13 protein-coding genes and 1 pseudogene are annotated in these 16,398 nt (G+C 66.8%); 8 read left to right on the plus strand and 6 right to left on the minus strand.

Going from position 1 to position 16,398, the window contains the following annotated elements; translation table 11 throughout:
- Window positions 1-24: 24 nt before the first annotated feature.
- Genes KH616_RS03275 through KH616_RS03285 form a run of 3 tightly spaced genes read right to left on the minus strand, consistent with a single transcriptional unit; the run spans window position 25 to window position 2,213 of the window.
- Window positions 25-792: an ATP-binding cassette domain-containing protein gene (locus tag KH616_RS03275; RefSeq protein WP_292236393.1), complete on the minus strand. Its 768-nt coding sequence runs from the start codon at window positions 790-792 to the stop codon at window positions 25-27.
- A gap of 21 nt (window positions 793-813) precedes the next feature.
- Window positions 814-1,527 (minus strand): ABC transporter permease, encoded by a 714-nt coding sequence (locus KH616_RS03280; protein ID WP_292236395.1) that lies wholly within the window; start codon window positions 1,525-1,527, stop codon window positions 814-816.
- On the minus strand, window positions 1,524-2,213 hold the full coding sequence (locus tag KH616_RS03285) for an ABC transporter permease (protein WP_292236398.1): 690 nt from the start codon (window positions 2,211-2,213) through the stop codon (window positions 1,524-1,526). The genes KH616_RS03280 and KH616_RS03285 overlap by 4 nt, the downstream gene beginning before the upstream one ends.
- Before the next feature lie 514 nt (window positions 2,214-2,727).
- Between KH616_RS03285 and hutC the strand changes: the two genes are divergently transcribed.
- A complete protein-coding gene (gene hutC, locus KH616_RS03290) occupies window positions 2,728-3,423 on the plus strand; it encodes a histidine utilization repressor (RefSeq protein WP_292236399.1) in 696 nt (231 codons plus the stop codon).
- 94 nt (window positions 3,424-3,517) lie between these two features.
- Here the strand turns inward: hutC and KH616_RS03295 are convergent, their stop codons facing one another.
- The 3 genes from KH616_RS03295 to KH616_RS03305 all read right to left on the minus strand — a co-directional run bounded on the left by KH616_RS03295 (window position 3,518) and on the right by KH616_RS03305 (window position 6,805).
- Window positions 3,518-4,318 carry an alpha/beta hydrolase gene (locus KH616_RS03295; RefSeq protein ID WP_292236418.1) on the minus strand — a complete coding sequence of 267 codons (801 nt, stop codon included), beginning with the start codon at window positions 4,316-4,318 and terminating at the stop codon, window positions 3,518-3,520.
- 443 nt (window positions 4,319-4,761) lie between these two features.
- The gene (locus KH616_RS03300) at window positions 4,762-5,007 is read right to left on the minus strand and encodes a DUF3717 domain-containing protein (protein WP_292236400.1); all 246 of its coding nucleotides are present in this window, start codon (window positions 5,005-5,007) and stop codon (window positions 4,762-4,764) included.
- 256 nt (window positions 5,008-5,263) lie between these two features.
- A complete protein-coding gene (locus tag KH616_RS03305; RefSeq protein WP_292236401.1) occupies window positions 5,264-6,805 on the minus strand; it encodes an amino acid permease in 1,542 nt (513 codons plus the stop codon).
- A gap of 488 nt (window positions 6,806-7,293) precedes the next feature.
- Between KH616_RS03305 and KH616_RS03310 the strand changes: the two genes are divergently transcribed.
- The 7 genes and pseudogenes from KH616_RS03310 to KH616_RS03340 form a co-directional block, all read left to right on the plus strand.
- A complete protein-coding gene (locus tag KH616_RS03310; RefSeq protein WP_292236403.1) occupies window positions 7,294-8,826 on the plus strand; it encodes a sensor domain-containing diguanylate cyclase in 1,533 nt (510 codons plus the stop codon).
- Window positions 8,827-8,973: 147 nt separating this feature from the next.
- Window positions 8,974-10,044, plus strand: a complete 1,071-nt coding sequence (locus KH616_RS03315) for an FUSC family protein (RefSeq protein WP_292236406.1) — start codon at window positions 8,974-8,976, stop codon at window positions 10,042-10,044.
- Between the two features lie 259 nt (window positions 10,045-10,303).
- Window positions 10,304-11,641: an argininosuccinate synthase gene (argG, locus tag KH616_RS03320; RefSeq protein WP_292236409.1), complete on the plus strand. Its 1,338-nt coding sequence runs from the start codon at window positions 10,304-10,306 to the stop codon at window positions 11,639-11,641.
- Between the two features lie 270 nt (window positions 11,642-11,911).
- Window positions 11,912-12,192 (plus strand): annotated as a pseudogene (locus KH616_RS03325) (LysR substrate-binding domain-containing protein); the annotation flags it as partial.
- A gap of 115 nt (window positions 12,193-12,307) precedes the next feature.
- Window positions 12,308-13,537, plus strand: a complete 1,230-nt coding sequence (locus KH616_RS03330) for an RtcB family protein (RefSeq protein ID WP_292236411.1) — start codon at window positions 12,308-12,310, stop codon at window positions 13,535-13,537.
- Window positions 13,538-13,731: 194 nt separating this feature from the next.
- A complete protein-coding gene (locus KH616_RS03335; protein ID WP_292236414.1) occupies window positions 13,732-15,426 on the plus strand; it encodes a 5-guanidino-2-oxopentanoate decarboxylase in 1,695 nt (564 codons plus the stop codon).
- Window positions 15,423-16,398: aldehyde dehydrogenase family protein (locus KH616_RS03340; protein ID WP_292236416.1), on the plus strand; the 976-nt coding region annotated here is incomplete at its 3' end. The genes KH616_RS03335 and KH616_RS03340, both read left to right, overlap by 4 nt.

The following is a 16,398-nucleotide window of genomic DNA, read 5'->3' on the forward strand; positions in this document are numbered from 1 at the left end:
CCGGCAGATGCGCCGGGCGCCGGATTACTTCAATCGCCCGGACAGGAACTGGCCCAGCCGCTCGCTCTTCGGATTGACGAGAATGTCCTGCGGATGCCCCTGTTCCTCGATCTTTCCCTGATGCAGGAAGATCACATGGTTCGACACGTTGCGCGCAAACCCCATTTCGTGCGTGACGACCACCATCGTCCGTCCCTCCTCGGCCAGCTGCTGCATCACTTTCAGTACTTCGCCGACCAGTTCCGGATCGAGCGCCGACGTCGGCTCGTCGAACAGCATCACGTCCGGCTCCATCGCGAGCGCCCGCGCGATCGCGACGCGCTGCTGCTGGCCGCCCGACAGGTGCGACGGATACATGGTCTCGACCCGCGCCGGCAGCCCCACTTTCTCCAGATACTTCCGCGCGCGAGCCTGCGCCACTTCCCTGCCGATGCCGAGCACGGCCATCGGCGCCTCGATGACGTTTTCCATCACCGTCATGTGCGTCCACAGGTTGAAGTGCTGGAACACCATCGCCAGCCGGGTCCGTATGCGCTGCAACTGCTTCGGATCCAGGACGCGCAGCGCGCCGTGCTTGTCGCGTGCCGTCCGGACGGCTTCGTTGCCGACCGTGATCTGCCCCGAGCAGGGCTGCTCGAGAAAATTGATGCAGCGGAGAAACGTGCTCTTGCCCGAGCCGCTCGAACCGATGATGCTGATCACGTCGCCGGCCTTCGCCTTCATCGAGACGCCCTTGAGCACCTCGTTGTCGCCGAACTTCTTGTGCAGATCCTCAACGATGAGCTTGTACATGCGTGTTTCCTTCCCGATTCGTTAATGGCCGCGCGGCGCAAGGAACGCGAGCCAGCGCGTCTCCAGCTTCCGGAATGCCCAGATGAGTGCAAAGACGATCGCCGCATACAGCAATGCCGCAAGGCCGTACGCCTGGAACGACATGTAAGTGGCCGAATTGACGTCGCGCGTGACCTTCAGGATGTCCGGCACGGTCGCCGTGAATGCGAGCGTCGTCGCGTGCAGCATCAGGATCACTTCGTTGCTGTAGCTCGGCAGCGAACGGCGCAGCGCGGACGGCAGGATGATCCGCGTATAGAGCGTGAAGCGCGACATTCCGTACGCCTGCCCAGCCTCGATCTCGCCGGCGGCCGTCGATCTGATCGCGCCGGCGAAGATCTCGGTCGCGTACGCGCACTCGTTCAGCGTGAACGCGAGCAGCGTGCAGTTCATCGCGTCGCGGAAAAACGCATCGAGCATCGCGTGATCGTGCACGACCTGCAGGCTGTAGATGCCCGTGTAGCACATCAGCAGTTGCACATAGAGCGGCGTGCCGCGGAACACGTACGTATAGAACCAGACCGGCCCCGACACCCAGCGGTTGCTCGACGCGCGCGCAATTGCGAGCGGCACCGCGAGACAGAATCCCAGTGCGATCGACGCGACGAGCAGCCACAGCGTGATCGCGAGCCCGCTCAGCCGGTAGCCGTCGGTGTACAGATAGTTCTGCCAGTACTGGCTGATGATTTCGATCACAGTGCAAGCCTCCGGACGCCGACCGAGTAACGCTTCTCGAGATGGTGCAGCACGACGTTGGACACGGTCGTGATCGCGAGATAGATCGCGCCCGCCGCCAGCGTGAAGAAAAAGAAATTCAGCGTGCTCTTGCCGGCATCCTGCGACGCCTTGACGACATCCGCCAAACCGATGATCGACACGAGCGCGGTCGCCTTCACGAGCACCTGCCAGTTGTTGCCGATGCCCGGCAGAGCGAAGCGCACCATCTGCGGGAACAGGATGCGGCGGAACACGCGCCAGCCGCTCATCCCGTACGCATAACCGGCTTCGAGCTGACCGCGCGGCACCGACAGGAACGCGCCCCGGAACGTCTCGGTGAAATAGGCGCCGTAGATGAAGCCGAGCGTCACGACACCGGCGACGAACGGATCGATGTCGATCTGCTCCCATCCCAGCGCATCGGTGACGTTGTTGAGCAGGATCTGTATCCCGTAGAAAAGCAGCAGCATCAGCACGAGATCGGGCACGGCGCGGATCAGCGTCGTGTAGAACTTGCCGGCCGCGGCAAGCGCACGGTTCGGCGACAGTTTCGCAGCCGCCCCGGCGAGCCCCAGCAGGAGCGAGGCGGCGAGCGACAGCACCGCGAGCTTCACGGTCTCGACCGTGCCGGCCCACAACAGCGGGCCAAATCCATGAAAGAACATGTCAGCGTCTCCAGAAAGGCGCGCGGCGCCCGCTCAACCTGCGCACCCTCCGAATGGCCGCCCGAGTTGTACATACAACTTTGCCGTTTGCGCGCCTTTGCCAGCAATCCGTATTTCTATCTAATTGTCGGCGGATTGCTTGCACGGCCAGAATGGCCTTTCATTTCAATTCACTGACCGTCATCCTGCGTTGAAATCACGTTGTCCGCATTCGCGATGACACGAAACCGGCCCCAATCATCTTGTCTATACTTTTTGGCGGATGACGAGTGTGCACGCGTCCTTCGCACGGCGTATCCGCAGGCTGCGCCCATTCGTCGCCAGCGATGCATGCGCCGCCACCTGCGCACGCCCCCGCATGGACGCGCGCCGCATAAACGGCGATCATTCACCGGTATTCGGGCCGGCGCGTCAGGGAAACCGGTACACTCCGCACCGGCCCGCACGCCGGCATCGCGGCAGGATGCACGGCGTTTCGACAGCGGGCGGCCGCCGCCACAGACACAGCGATGCAATGACCACACCGATCTATCAGGAAATCAAGGATTTCATCCTGGCGCGCATACACGCCGGCGAATGGGCGGAAGGCGATCAGGTGCCGTCGGAGAACGAACTCGCACGCGAATTCAACGTCGCGCGCATGACGGTCAATCGCGCGCTGCGCGAGTTGACGGCCGAACAGGTGCTGACGCGCACGCGCGGTTCGGGGACGTTCGTCGCGACGCCGAAGTACGAATCGACGCTTGTCTCGATCCGCAGCATCTCGGACGAAGTCGCCGCGCGCGGCCACGCGCATCGCGCGCAGGTGCTGCAGGTCGGCGCGACGGTCGCCGACGCGAAGCTCGCCGACGAGATGCAGCTCGGCCCCGGCAGCCCGATCTTCCATTCGCGCGTGCTGCACTTCGAAAACGACACGCCGGTTCAGTTCGAGGAGCGCTGGGTCAATCCGGCCGTCGCGCCCGAATACGCATTGCAGGATTTCACCGCGACGACGCCGAACCATTACCTGATGCGCGTCGCACCGCTACAGCGCGTCGAATACCGGATCGAGGCCACGATGCCCGATGCGGAGATACGCCGCCTGCTGGCGATGGACGAACGCGAGCCGTGCCTGATGCTGCACCGGCACACGTGGTCGCAAGGCGTCGTCGCGTCGATCGTCAATCTCTGGCATCCGGGCAGCCGCTATCGTTTCACCGGGCATTTCTGACGTAGGCAGCGCGGCGTCAGCGCGCCGGGCACACGCACGGGCCCGGCTTCGGCCACGCCGGTCGGCCATGCGGACGACGGCCGGCAATCAGCGGCTACAGCCCATGCCGGCGCAGAAACGCGGCCACCGCATCGAGCACGGCCCGCGGCTGCTCGCGATGCGGCACATGTCCGCATCCCTTCAGGATCTCGACCGCCGACGGGCCGCCTGACAACGTCGCGATGCGATCCGGATGCCGCACCGATCCGTATTCGTCCTGTTCGCCGTGGATCGCGAGCGTCGGGCAGCGCACATCCGGCAGCACATCGGCGAGACTCCAATCGCGAAATGCCGGCGCAAGCCACGTATCGACCCACGCATTCAGCACCCACTCCGCCTTGTCGCCGTGATAGCGCGCCAGCCGGTCGAGCTGCCCCGGCGCGGCGAACTGGCGCGCCGCATCGCGGATGCCCGCGATCGTGCGATCCTCGAAGAATGTCTGCGCCGCCACGGTCACGAGCGCGCGACAGTGCGCCGGGAATCGGGCAGCGCAGCCGACCGCCATGCCGCCGCCGACACTGTGGCCGAACGCAATGAACGCGTCGATGCCGAGCTGTTCGCGCAACGCACGGAACGCGTGATCCGCCTCGTCGGACACGAACGTGCCGTCCAGCTGAGCCGGATGGCGGTCGGACCTGCCGAAACCGAGCCGGTCGTAGGCGATCACGTCGCGCTGCGTCGCCCGCGCAAGCTGCGCGGGGAAGTCGCGCCAGAGTTCAACGCAGCCGAGCGAATCGTGCAGCAGCACGACCGGGCTCGCGGCGGAACCGGCCGCCGCCCGGCAACGCCAGCGTTTCGCAAAAAGACGCCCTTGCGGCGTCTCGACCCATGTCTCCTCGGGAATCGTCTCTGTCATGTCGGTTCGTCGTTCGCGAAAAAGCGGCCGGCGGATCGCTGGGCGCGCCGTATTCAGGCCATGTTGGCCGGGTGATGTGCGCCGCGTCAAGCCGGCGCTTCGCCGCTCATGTCTGCCGGGCCGGCAGGTACGGCACGGCATGTTCGCCTCGGTGTCGAGCCGGTAGATCAGTGTCTGCATCGCGCGGACGTCTTTCGACTCGTCGGGCACCCGCATGCTCATGATGATCGGCGATACGAGGTTCGGATCGTCGAGCGGCTTGTAGCTGATGTTGTCGCGTTTCAGGCCGTACACGCTGTGCGGCACGAGCGACACGCCCTCGCCCGCCGCACGCGAGGGCGCGATGCTGTGGTGCTGCCACGCCGTGCTGCCGGGCAGGCGTCGCGCGGTGCGCACGCGGCGTGACGCCGCCGCCATCCGTGCTGCCGGCCAGACGACGTGCGTTACACCTCGGCCGCGAACAGCGCGTCACGCTGATCGTCGTTCAGCGTCCCGACCGGCACGCTCGCCCAGCGGAAGCAAATCATCGCGCCATAGACTTCGGCGAGACAGTTGCTCGCCGGATCGAGCCGGTAGCCGTCCGCGCCGTCCGGCGCCGGCGGGTACACTTCGCGCCACGCATTGATCGCGGCTTCGATTCGCGCGATGGAAACAGCGTCGGCCGTCCGCTCGGCAGGTGATGCGCTCATGAATTCCTCTCGGTTGCGCCCGACGAACCGTGCCGGTTCCGGCGGGCGATTGAAACGCCGGGTGTCGGCCGATCGATGCGCGATCAGCGCATTGCTGGCCGATCTGTCGAGCACAGTCGGCGCCGATCGACGGCAGCCCGGAAAGGTCGGGAAATATAACCGGCTTTGACCCCACGCAGATCAATGCGGGCAAAAAAAACGGGAAGCATCGCGGCTTCCCGTGTCATCGCTCATGCGCGGCGCAATACCGCCGCGGTCAAGCCACCGTCTCCGGCGCCGCCTGCGGCTGCATGCTTCGCTGCGCTGCCCGGTTCTCGGCCACCCACGGCGCGATCTCCATGTCCTCGTAGCCCACCAGCCGGCTCCGGTGCATCAGCCGGTAACCCAGCCACACCGCGAGGAACAGCGGAATGCCGATGTACGTCGCGACGACACCCGCCCAGTCGATCCTGTCGGCGACGAACGCCTGATAGTCCTGACCGAGCGCGATCACGAGACACAGCGCGAACGCGAAGATCGGCCCGTACGGAAACCACGTCGACGCATACGGCAGCTGGTCGACCGCGTAGCCCTGCTTCACGTAACCCTTGCGGAAACGGTAATGGCTGACCGCGATGCCGAGCCAGGCGATGAAGCCCGTCATCCCCGACGTGTTCAGCAGCCACAGATACACCGTCTTGTCGCCATACAGCGACGTCAGGAAACACAGCGCGCCGACCGCGGTCGTCGCATACAGCGCATTGCGCGGCACGCCGCCCGGCGACAGCTTCGCGAACAGCCGCGGCGCGCGGCCCTCGACCGCCAGGTTGTAGAGCATGCGCGTCGACGCGTACATGCCCGAGTTGCCCGCCGACAGCACGGCGGTCAGGATCACCGCATTCATCACGCCCGCCGCGAATGCGAGGCCGGCATGACGGAACACGAGCGTAAACGGACTCACGCCGATGTCGGTCACATTGCTTTTCAGCAGGTTCGGATCGGTATAGGGGATCAGCATGCCGATCACGAAGATCGCCAGCACGTAGAACAGCAGGATGCGCCAGAACACCTGACGCACCGCGCGCGGAATCGTCGTGCGCGGATTCTCCGACTCGCCCGCCGCCACGCCGATCAGTTCCGTGCCCTGGAACGAGAAGCCCGCGATCATCGCGACGCCCATCATCGCCGGCAGGCCGCCCGCGAACGGCGCGTCGCCGATCGTGAAATTGCTCCAGCCGGCGCTCGGGCCGCCCTTCAGAATCCCGAAGATCATCAGCAGGCCGACGCCGATGAACGCGATCACGGTGACGACCTTGATCAGCGCGAACCAGTATTCGGCCTCGCCGAAGCCGCGCACGGTCAGCACGTTGAGCAGGAACATCACCGCGAGGAACGCCGCGCTCCACCAGACACCCGGCACATCGGGGAACCAGTAGTGCATCACGAGCTGCGCGGCGACCAGTTCGACCGCGATCGTCACCGCCCAGTTGTACCAGTAGTTCCAGCCGAGCGCGAAGCCGAACCCCTCGTCGACATATTTCGCGCCGTAGGTCGCGAACGAGCCCGACACCGGCATGAACGCCGCCATCTCGCCCAGGCTCGTCATCAGGAAATACACCATCAGGCCGATCAGCACGTAGGCGAGCATCGCGCCACCGGGGCCGGCCTGCGAGATCGACGCGCCGGACGCGACGAACAGGCCGGTGCCGATCGAGCCGCCGATCGCGATCATCGTCAGATGGCGCGCCTTCAGCGCGCGTTGAAGCGTGGGTGGGTTCGCGGACGAACCAGATTGGTCGGGATTCGGAAGTGCGGACATAAAACGAGACGAACGTTGAGCGGACCGGCGGCATGCAAAGCCGGCGTCCGTGCGGATTCGGGGTGCGATGCGCCCCGGAAAGGCATCCGGTACGGCACCGTGCCCGGTGCCTGCGGCGAAGCGCGGATTCTACCCGATTCGTCCAGGCGGGAGGGGCCGCGCGATGCCCGGCCACGACGCGCACGCTTCGCAGAATCAACGAGTTGGATCGTGAAGCGTCCCGGTGCGGCGGCCGGGATCATGCATTGCCGGCGCGTCAATTGTCTGACGAAAATGATGCGCAGCGCCCGCCTTGATTTAAATCAAATGTCTGACGCACCGAAGTGTAATCATTTGTAACAATGCCGGATTCATTTTAAATTGCCGCAGACATGGCCCATGTAGTCGGTTTGTAATGATTCGCGAGATAATACGGGCCGCCCTGAAATGACTGCCGTGCGGAACGGTCGAATTCGCGCATCTTCCGCCGCTCCACCACCTGAAGGACGATGCATTTTCCGCTGCCGCAAACGTTTCGCCGCTACATCCTGTCAACCGTCGCCCGGATCCTGTCGCCGCGCGGCGTCATCGTCGCGGGCCTCGTTCTGCTGGTATTCAGCTGGACCCTGTGCGCATCGGTGCTGATCGAGTTGCGGCGGGACGCCTATGACCACGCGATCGAAAATGCCCGGAACCTGATGCTGCTCATCGAGCGCGACATCGCCCGGAACATCGAGCTCTACGACTTGTCGCTGCAGAGCGTGGTGGACGGCGTCGGCGATCCGGAAGTCATGTCGCTGTCCCCGCATCTTCGCAATCAGGTCCTGTTCGACCGCGCCGCGACCGGCAGCTATCTCGGCTCGATCTTCGTGATGGACGCGCGCGGCGATATCGTGATCGATTCCGGTGCGACGCCCGCACGGCAAGGCAATTTCACCGACCGCGACTATTTCACCGTGCACCGCGACCGCCTGGTCCGCGGTCTCTATATCAGCAAGCCGTACGCATCGCGCCTGCGCAACGGCGCGTTGACGATCGCGCTCAGCCGCCGGATCACGCGCCCGGACGGCTCGTTCGGCGGCATCGTCGTCGGCACCCTGAGCATCGACTATTTCCGCGCGCTGCTCGACGGCATCGCGGTCGGCAAGCACGGCACCGCCGCGATCATCGAAGAAAACGGTTCGCTCGTCTGCCGTCTGCCGTACGACCCGACCCTCGTCGGCCTCGACCTGCACAAGGCGCCCCTGTTCATCAGAGCGCAAGCGCATCGCGAAGGCGTGCTCACCGGCCTGGCCGCGATCGACGGCATCCGGCGCATCTTTGTATACAGGCATCTCGCCAACCTGCCGCTGATCGTCGATGTCGCGCCGGCCGAAGAGGACATCTATGCGCCGTGGCGCCATCGCGCGATATGGCTGCTCGCGCTGTTGGGGCTCTTCAGCGCATTCACCATGATCGGCTCGCTGCTGCTGTCGCGCGAACTGAAACGGCGGCAGATCGCGGAATCGATGCTGTACCGCCTCGCGCATACCGATTCGCTGACCGGGCTCGACAACCGCGGCACCTTCGACGCGGTCATCTCGAATGAAACGCAGCGCGCGGCGCGCAGCGGGCGGCCGCTGTCGGTGCTGTTCGTCGACGTCGACCACTTCAAGGCGTTCAACGACTACTACGGCCATCAGGCGGGCGACGACGTGCTGCGCCAGGTCGCGCAAGGCGTGTCGGCTTGCCTGCGCCGCCAGGGCGACCACGTCGCGCGCTACGGCGGCGAGGAGTTCGTCGTCACGCTGCCCGACACCGACGCGCGCGGCGCGGCGACCGTCGCGGAAGCGATCCGGCGCGCGGTCGCCGCGCTCGACATCGAACACGTGGAGAGCCCGTACGGTCGCGTGACCGTGAGCATCGGTACGGCGACCAGCAGCGGCGCCCGCGGAATGAGCGCCGAGACGCTCGTGAAGCTGGCCGACGAAGCGCTCTACCTGGCGAAATCCGGCGGCCGCAACCGCGTATGCGAGGCATCGCTGGCCCGCACGGAGGCGTGATCCGGGCGGCCGTGCCCGGCCCGGCAACGCCGCGTCGCCGCACCGTGGACAGCCCGTGCGCGTTCGGCTAGCGTGACGTCTGATCGAAGCCGCGATACGGCGGCGTCCGCGCCGCCGGCGCGCCCGACTCGCCAACCGTTTCCCGCCATGACCGCATCGCTTCATTCCCGGCTGCCGACCCTGATCCGGAGCGCGCTCCGCCCGCTGCTCGACCCATATCGCCGATACCGGCATGCCAAGCTGATCCACGCCGCGCGCGTGGCGCTCGCGGTGCTCGCGTCGATCGGCCTGTCGACCGCGCTGCGCATGCCGCACAGCGAATGGTCGACGATCACCGTGCTGATCGTCGTCGGCGGCCTGCAACACCACGGCAACATCCGCAAGAAGGCCGCCGAGCGCGCGCTCGGGACATCGATCGGCGCCGCCGCCGGCCTGCTGATGATCCTGCTGCATTCGGCCGTGCACGCGCCGCTCGTCATCTATGCCGCGATGGCGGTCGCGTGCGGCGTGTGCGCGTACTACGCGATCGGCAAGGCCGGCTATATCGCGCTGCTGTCGGCGATCACGATGGTGATCGTCGCGGGACATGGCGACAACGAGATCGTCGACGGTCTGTGGCGGGCGGTGAACGTGCTGATCGGCATCGCGATCGCACTGGCGTTCTCGTTCGCGCTGCCGCTCTACGCGACCTATTCGTGGCGCTACAAGCTGGCGGATGCGCTGCGCGCCTGCGCGGTCGTGCAGGCGCGCATCGCGGGCAGCCGCGACATCAGCGACGAGGCGCACCTGAAGGAGATGGCCGCGCTGAGCGCGCTGCTCGTGCAGCTGCGCTCGCTGATGCCTTCCGTGTCGAAGGAATGCGGGATCTCGATGCAACAGCTCGAGGCGATCCAGCGCGGCCTGCGACTGTGCATCAGCTATCTGGAGATTCTGGCGAGCGTGCGGCCGGCCCGCGACGACGCTGCCGGCCGCGAGTTCGTGCGTCACGCGATGCGAGGGGAAAACCGGCGCCTGCGCGACCGGCTCGTCGCCGCGAGCCGCGCGCTCAAGTTCGGCACGCCGAGCCGTCTCGGCCCGGGCAGCAAGCGCCGCCAGGAAGCGCCGCCCGACGCACCGCCGCAGTTGTCCGGCTACGTGTCGATTTCAGCGAAGCTGGCCGCGGAAACCGATCAGTTGCGCGAGCGGCTGCTCGATACCGCGCGGGCGTGGAACATCTGATCCGACACCGGTACGAACGGATCGCCGCACCGTTCTGGTGCAATCATGCGGCGCATGATGCGCCGCGATTCATGAATCGTCCGCCTTTCCGATCCGGCCCTTGGACAACATTCGTCCGACTCGGCCGCGAGGGTGCGTCAAATCGCGCCGGCGGGCCGCCGCCGGCCGCAATCAGGCCTTGCCCCATCTTCCCGGACAGCCGATACTCGCATATTCCCCGAAATCGACCTCCCCGGACTTCAATCCAACGGTAATTCGTATGAGCACGATTCTTGAAAGCCTCCCGGCCGGCCAGAAGGTTGGCATCGCATTCTCCGGCGGCCTCGACACCAGCGCGGCGCTGCACTGGATGAAACTCAAGGGCGCCGTCCCGTATGCATACACGGCGAACCTCGGCCAGCCCGACGAGGACGACTACGATTCGATTCCGAAGCGCGCGCTCGAATACGGCGCAGCCGGCGCCCGCCTGATCGACTGCCGCGCGCAGCTCGTCGCCGAAGGCATCGCCGCGCTGCAAAGCGGCGCGTTCCACATCACGACGGCCGGCGTCACGTACTTCAACACGACGCCGATCGGCCGCGCCGTGACGGGCACGATGCTCGTCGCCGCGATGAAGGAAGACGGCGTCAACATCTGGGGCGACGGCAGCACGTACAAGGGCAACGACATCGAGCGCTTCTACCGCTACGGCCTGCTCGTGAACCCCGATCTGAAGATCTACAAGCCGTGGCTCGACCAGACGTTCATCGATGAGCTCGGCGGCCGTGCGGAAATGTCGGAATTCATGCGCCAGGCGGGCTTCGCGTACAAGATGTCGGCCGAGAAGGCCTACTCGACCGATTCGAACCTGCTCGGCGCCACGCACGAAGCGAAGGATCTCGAAAGCCTCGAAAGCGGCATCAAGATCGTGAACCCGATCATGGGCGTCGCGTTCTGGCGCGACGACGTGAAGATCGACAAGGAAGAAGTGACGATCCGCTTCGAGCAAGGCCAGCCGGTCGCGCTGAACGGCGTCGAGTTCAAGGATCAGGTCGAGCTGCTGCTCGAGGCGAACCGCATCGGCGGCCGCCACGGCCTCGGCATGAGCGACCAGATCGAGAACCGCATCATCGAGGCGAAGAGCCGCGGCATCTACGAAGCCCCGGGCCTCGCGCTGCTGTACATCGCGTACGAGCGTCTCGTCACCGGCATCCACAACGAAGACACGATCGAGCAGTACCGCGAGAACGGCCGCCGTCTCGGCCGCCTGCTGTATCAGGGCCGCTGGTTCGACCCGCAGGCGATCATGCTGCGCGAAACGGCGCAACGCTGGGTCGCACGCGCGATCACCGGCGAAGTGAAGATCGAACTGCGCCGCGGCAACGACTACTCGATCCTGAGCACGACGTCGCCGAACCTGACGTACCAGCCGGAGCGTCTGTCGATGGAGAAGGTCGTGTCGACGTTCTCGCCGCGCGATCGTATCGGTCAGCTGACGATGCGCAACCTCGACATCACCGATACGCGCGACAAGCTGCGCGTCTACACGCAAGTCGGCCTGCTGACGCCGGGCGAATCGTCGGCGCTGCCGCAGATCAAGGGCGACGGCGAGCAGTAAGCCGCTTCGTCCGATGCCGGGCCGCGTAGCCGATACGCGGTCCGGCCGGGCAGGCAGGGCGTGCGTCGTGGCATGCCCTGCCTGCCGCTTTCTCCTCCGTTCCTCCGCTCCTCCTGCTTTACTCCCGCCATCGCGTCACGCGCAAACGGCGCTGCAACGCGGCCGCAATCGTGGCAAGCTGACAGTCGTCCGATTTCCGGCCCGGCTCATGCCTTCCCTCGTCGTCATACCCCTGAACGGCCCGATCAACAGCGGCAGGACGACGCTCGGTCGCGCAAGACGGAAGCCGTGCGCATCGACGTCAAACTGACCCGAACGACGGCGAGATCGCCGTCAAATGGGCGCTGGACGGACACGGCATCCCGATGCGCGCCGCATCGGACATCAGCGACTATCTCGCGGACGGTCGTCTCGTCGTCGTGCCGCAGGACTACGTGACGCGCGGCGCGGACATCTACGCGGTCTATGCGCAGCGTCGTCAGATGTCCGCTCGAATTCGCGCCTTCGTCGACTTTCTCGCAGCCGAGCTCGGCCAGTCGCAGAAGCGGTAGGCGAACCGGCCGTCACCCGGCATTCGCGGGCGCCGGCCGGATGCCGAGCGGCCCATCGGCAATCCGCCACACAACGAACGCGGCGGCACAACGCCAAACGCAAGCAGGTACGGCAATGAGTGAAAGCGGACTGGATTATCAACTGATGGAACTGGCGAACGGCAAGCCGGTGAAGATGTGGACGAACGGCGTCGCGCTCGAGCCCGAGGCGCGCGAGCAGTTGCGCAATACGGCGCGCATGCCGTTCATCTTCAGGCATGTGGCCGTGATGCCGGACGCGCACCTCGGCAAGGGTTCGACGATCGGCAGCGTCATTCCGACGAAGGGCGCGATCATTCCGGCGGCAGTCGGCGTCGATATCGGCTGCGGGATGATGGCCGCACGCACGACGTTGACCGCGGCCGATCTGCCGGATTCGCTCGCGGGGCTGCGCAGCGCGATCGAATGCGCGGTGCCGCACGGCCGTTCGCCGGGCCGGCGCGATCCGGGCGCGTGGGGCCACCGCACGCCGCCAGCCGTCGACGCGATGTGGCAGGCGCTGCTGCCGGAATTCCGGCGGATCGCCGACAAGTATCCGGCGCTCGAGAAAACGAACCACCACGTGCATCTCGGCACGCTCGGCACCGGCAATCATTTCATCGAAGTGTGCATCGACGAGAACGATGCCGTGTGGTTCATGCTGCACAGCGGCTCGCGCGGCGTCGGCAATGCGATCGGCAACCTCTTCATCGAGCTCGCGCAGGCCGACATGCGGCGGCACCTCGCCAACCTGCCGGACCGCAACCTCGCGTATTTCAGCGAAGGCAGCCGCCACTTCGACGATTACGTGCACGCGGTCGGCTGGGCGCAGGACTACGCGAGGCGCAACCGCCAGATCATGATGGACGCCGTGATCCGCGCGGCACACGACGCGATCGGCAAGCCGTTCGGAATCGACGAGCACGCGGTGAACTGCCACCACAACTACGTGCAGAAGGAACGGCACTTCGGCGAAGACGTATTCGTGACCCGCAAGGGCGCGGTGTCGGCGCAGAAGGGACAACTCGGGATCATTCCGGGATCGATGGGGGCGAAGAGTTTCATCGTGCGCGGGCTCGGCAATCCGGAAAGTTTCTGCTCATGCAGCCACGGCGCCGGACGGGCGATGAGCCGCAGCGAGGCAAAGCGGCGCTATACGGTCGCGGATCAGGTGAAGGCGACCGCGGGCGTCGAATGCCGGAAGGATGCGGGCGTGATCGACGAGATCCCGATGGCATACAAGGACATCGACGCGGTGATGGCGGCGCAGCGCAGTCTCGTCGAGGTGGTGCACACGCTGCGACAGGTGGTGTGCGTCAAGGGATAACCGCGCACGGCGGACCGCGCCGCCACCGACCCGCCTCACCCGCCATGCGCGCAACTCATGCGCGCCATGAGAACTTATCGATTGTTGGCAGCCGCGATCGACGACGACAATCGGCGCATACCCAGCGCCTGCGCCATCTCGGGCGCGCCGACGCCGCAGGGCGACCTTCACTCCCAACAGGCACGTCACGATCGATGAACCATCCGGCACCTCTCCTTTGCGCGGCCGGCCCCAGCCCGGCCGCGAACACCCCGCATCCCGCCCCCGCCCGCACGTGTGGCGAAGCGCTCGTCGCCCTGCTCGGGCGATACGGCGTCGAATACGTGTTCGGCATTCCCGGCGTGCACACCGTCGAACTCTATCGCGGTCTCGCCGCGTCGCCGATCCGGCACGTCACGCCACGCCACGAGCAGGGCGCCGGCTTCATGGCGGACGGCTACGCGCGCGTCACGGGCAAGCCCGGCGTCTGCTTCATCATCACGGGGCCCGGGATGACCAACATCGCGACCGCGATGGCACAGGCATACGCGGATTCGATTCCGATGCTCGTGATCTCGAGCGTCAACGCGCGGCGCGAACTCGGCAGCGGCGACGGCCGTCTGCACGAACTGCCGTCGCAGCGCGACGTGTTCGCGGGCCTCACCGCGTTCTCGCACACGCTGCTCGACGCGGACGACCTGCCGCAGGTGCTCGCGCGCGCATTCGCGGTATTCGAAGGCGCGCGTCCACGGCCCGTGCATATCGAGATTCCGCTCGATGTGATCGTCGCCCCGGTTCACGATCCGCTCGCGGCGCCAGCCGCGCTGCCCGCGAAGCCCGCACCCGACGCAGCCGCGCTCGCCGCGGCCGCCGATCTGCTTGCGGGCGCGCGCCGGCCGCTGATCCTCGCCGGCGGCGGTGCCGTGCACGCGGCGGCCGAACTGCGCGAACTCGCCGAGCGCCTGCATGCACCGGTCGCGCTGACGATCAACGCGAAGGGGCTGCTGCCCGCCGGTCATCCGTTGCTGATTGGTTCCACACAGTCGCTGCCCGAGACGCGAGCGATGGTGCGTGACGCCGACGTCGTGCTCGCGGTCGGCACCGAACTCGGCGAAACGGATTACGACGTCACATTCGACGGCGGCTTCGCGATCGACGGCCAGCTGATCCGCATCGACATCGACGCGCAGCAGCTGATGCGCAATCGCCGCGCGGATCTGGCGATCGCCGGCGATGCGCAGCGCGCGCTCGGCGCACTGTCGACACGCCTGCACGAACGGCCCGCGTCGGCGCCGCAGGCCGCCTGGGGCGCCGCGCGCGTGGCGGCCGTGCGCGCCGCGATCGCATCCGGCCACGACGCGCCGACGCGCGCGCAGGCGCGGCTGATCGAAACGATCGTCGCGGCGCTGCCGGGCGTGATCGTCGCGGGCGACTCGACGAGCCCGGTCTACGTCGGCAACTTCGTGCACGATGCGCCAGCGCCGCGGACATGGTTCAACTCGTCGACGGGCTACGGCACGCTCGGCTACGGGCTGCCCGCCGCGATCGGCGCGAAGCTCGCCGCACGCGAGCGTCCTGTCGTCTGCCTGATCGGCGACGGCGGCCTGCAGTTCACGCTGCCGGAACTGGCGAGCGCGGTCGAGGCCGGCGTGCCGGTGATCGTAATCGTCTGGAACAACCACGGCTACGGCGAAATCCGCAAATACATGGTGGCGCGCGACATCACGCCGGTCGGCGTCGATCCGTACACGCCCGACTTCCTCGCACTCGCGCGCGGGTTCGGCTGCGCAGCGTGCGCGGTCGCGACGCCCGACGCGCTTGCGCGCGCATTGCGCGACGCGGCGTCACGCACGCGCCCGACGGTGATCGAGATCGTCGAAGCCGACTGGTTCGCCCAGGTGCAGCGATGAATACGGCCGCCGATCCTCGCTTCGACGCGCCGCTGCCGACGCGGCTCTACATCGACGGCGCATGGTGCCGCAGCGCCGGCGGCGCCACGCTGCCCGTCGTCGATCCGTCGACGGAAGCCGTCATCGCGCACGTCGACGCAGGCGGCGAAGCCGACGTCGAGCGCGCCGTGCAGGCCGCGTCCCGCGCGTTCCCGGGCTGGAAACGCACGACCGGCGCCGCACGCGCGGCCTTGCTGCGCGCGATTGCACGCGGCGTCGATGCGCAGCGCACGCGGCTCGCGACGCTGCAATCGCTGAACAACGGCAAGCCGTTCGCGGAAGCCCTGCTCGACGTGGCGGACGTGATCGCGACCTTCGACTATTACGCGGGCCTCGCCGAACGGCTCGACACGGATGGCGAAACCGCGCTCGACCTGCCCGGCGACGACCATCGCGCATGGCTTCGCCGCGAACCAGCCGGCGTCGCGGCACTGATCGTCCCGTGGAATTTCCCGATGGTGACAACCGCATGGAAGCTCGCGCCCGCGCTCGCGGCGGGCTGCACGGTCGTGCTGAAGCCGTCGGAGATCACGCCGCTGCCCGAACTCGCGCTCACGGAGATCGCGGCCGATGCCGGCCTGCCGCCCGGCGTGCTGAACGTCGTGACCGGCACCGGCGCCGACGTGGGCGCGCGCCTGTGCGCGCATCCGCGCGTCGCGAAGGTGTCGTTTACGGGCAGCACGGCCGTCGGCGCGCAGGTGATGAAAACGGCCGCCGACACGATCAAGGGCGTCGGCCTCGAACTGGGCGGCAAATCGTCGATCATCGTGTTCGCCGACGCCGATCCCGATCTCGCGGTCGAGCTGATCGCGGGCGGCGGCCTGTTCAATGCCGGGCAGATGTGCTCGGCCACGTCGCGCGTGCTCGTGGCCGCGCCTATCGCCGACGCGCTGCTCGCGCGCCTCGCACAGCGGATCGACTCGACCGTCGTCG

Origin of the sequence: Burkholderia sp. (assembly GCF_018375725.1) — a bacterium.
Taxonomy (GTDB): domain Bacteria; phylum Pseudomonadota; class Gammaproteobacteria; order Burkholderiales; family Burkholderiaceae; genus Burkholderia.

Bases quoted from the DNA above. Each gene is read 5' to 3' on its own strand.
- KH616_RS03275 (WP_292236393.1), bottom strand. From the start codon at position 792: ATGTACAAGCTCATCGTTGAGGATCTGCACAAGAAGTTCGGCGACAAC.
- KH616_RS03285 (WP_292236398.1), bottom strand. From the start codon at position 2,213: ATGTTCTTTCATGGATTTGGCCCGCTGTTGTGGGCCGGCACGGTCGAG.
- hutC (WP_292236399.1), top strand. From the start codon at position 2,728: ATGACCACACCGATCTATCAGGAAATCAAGGATTTCATCCTGGCGCGC.
- KH616_RS03295 (WP_292236418.1), bottom strand. From the start codon at position 4,318: ATGACAGAGACGATTCCCGAGGAGACATGGGTCGAGACGCCGCAAGGG.
- KH616_RS03300 (WP_292236400.1), bottom strand. From the start codon at position 5,007: ATGAGCGCATCACCTGCCGAGCGGACGGCCGACGCTGTTTCCATCGCG.
- KH616_RS03305 (WP_292236401.1), bottom strand. From the start codon at position 6,805: ATGTCCGCACTTCCGAATCCCGACCAATCTGGTTCGTCCGCGAACCCA.
- KH616_RS03310 (WP_292236403.1), top strand. From the start codon at position 7,294: ATGCATTTTCCGCTGCCGCAAACGTTTCGCCGCTACATCCTGTCAACC.
- KH616_RS03315 (WP_292236406.1), top strand. From the start codon at position 8,974: ATGACCGCATCGCTTCATTCCCGGCTGCCGACCCTGATCCGGAGCGCG.
- argG (WP_292236409.1), top strand. From the start codon at position 10,304: ATGAGCACGATTCTTGAAAGCCTCCCGGCCGGCCAGAAGGTTGGCATC.
- KH616_RS03330 (WP_292236411.1), top strand. From the start codon at position 12,308: ATGAGTGAAAGCGGACTGGATTATCAACTGATGGAACTGGCGAACGGC.
- KH616_RS03335 (WP_292236414.1), top strand. From the start codon at position 13,732: ATGAACCATCCGGCACCTCTCCTTTGCGCGGCCGGCCCCAGCCCGGCC.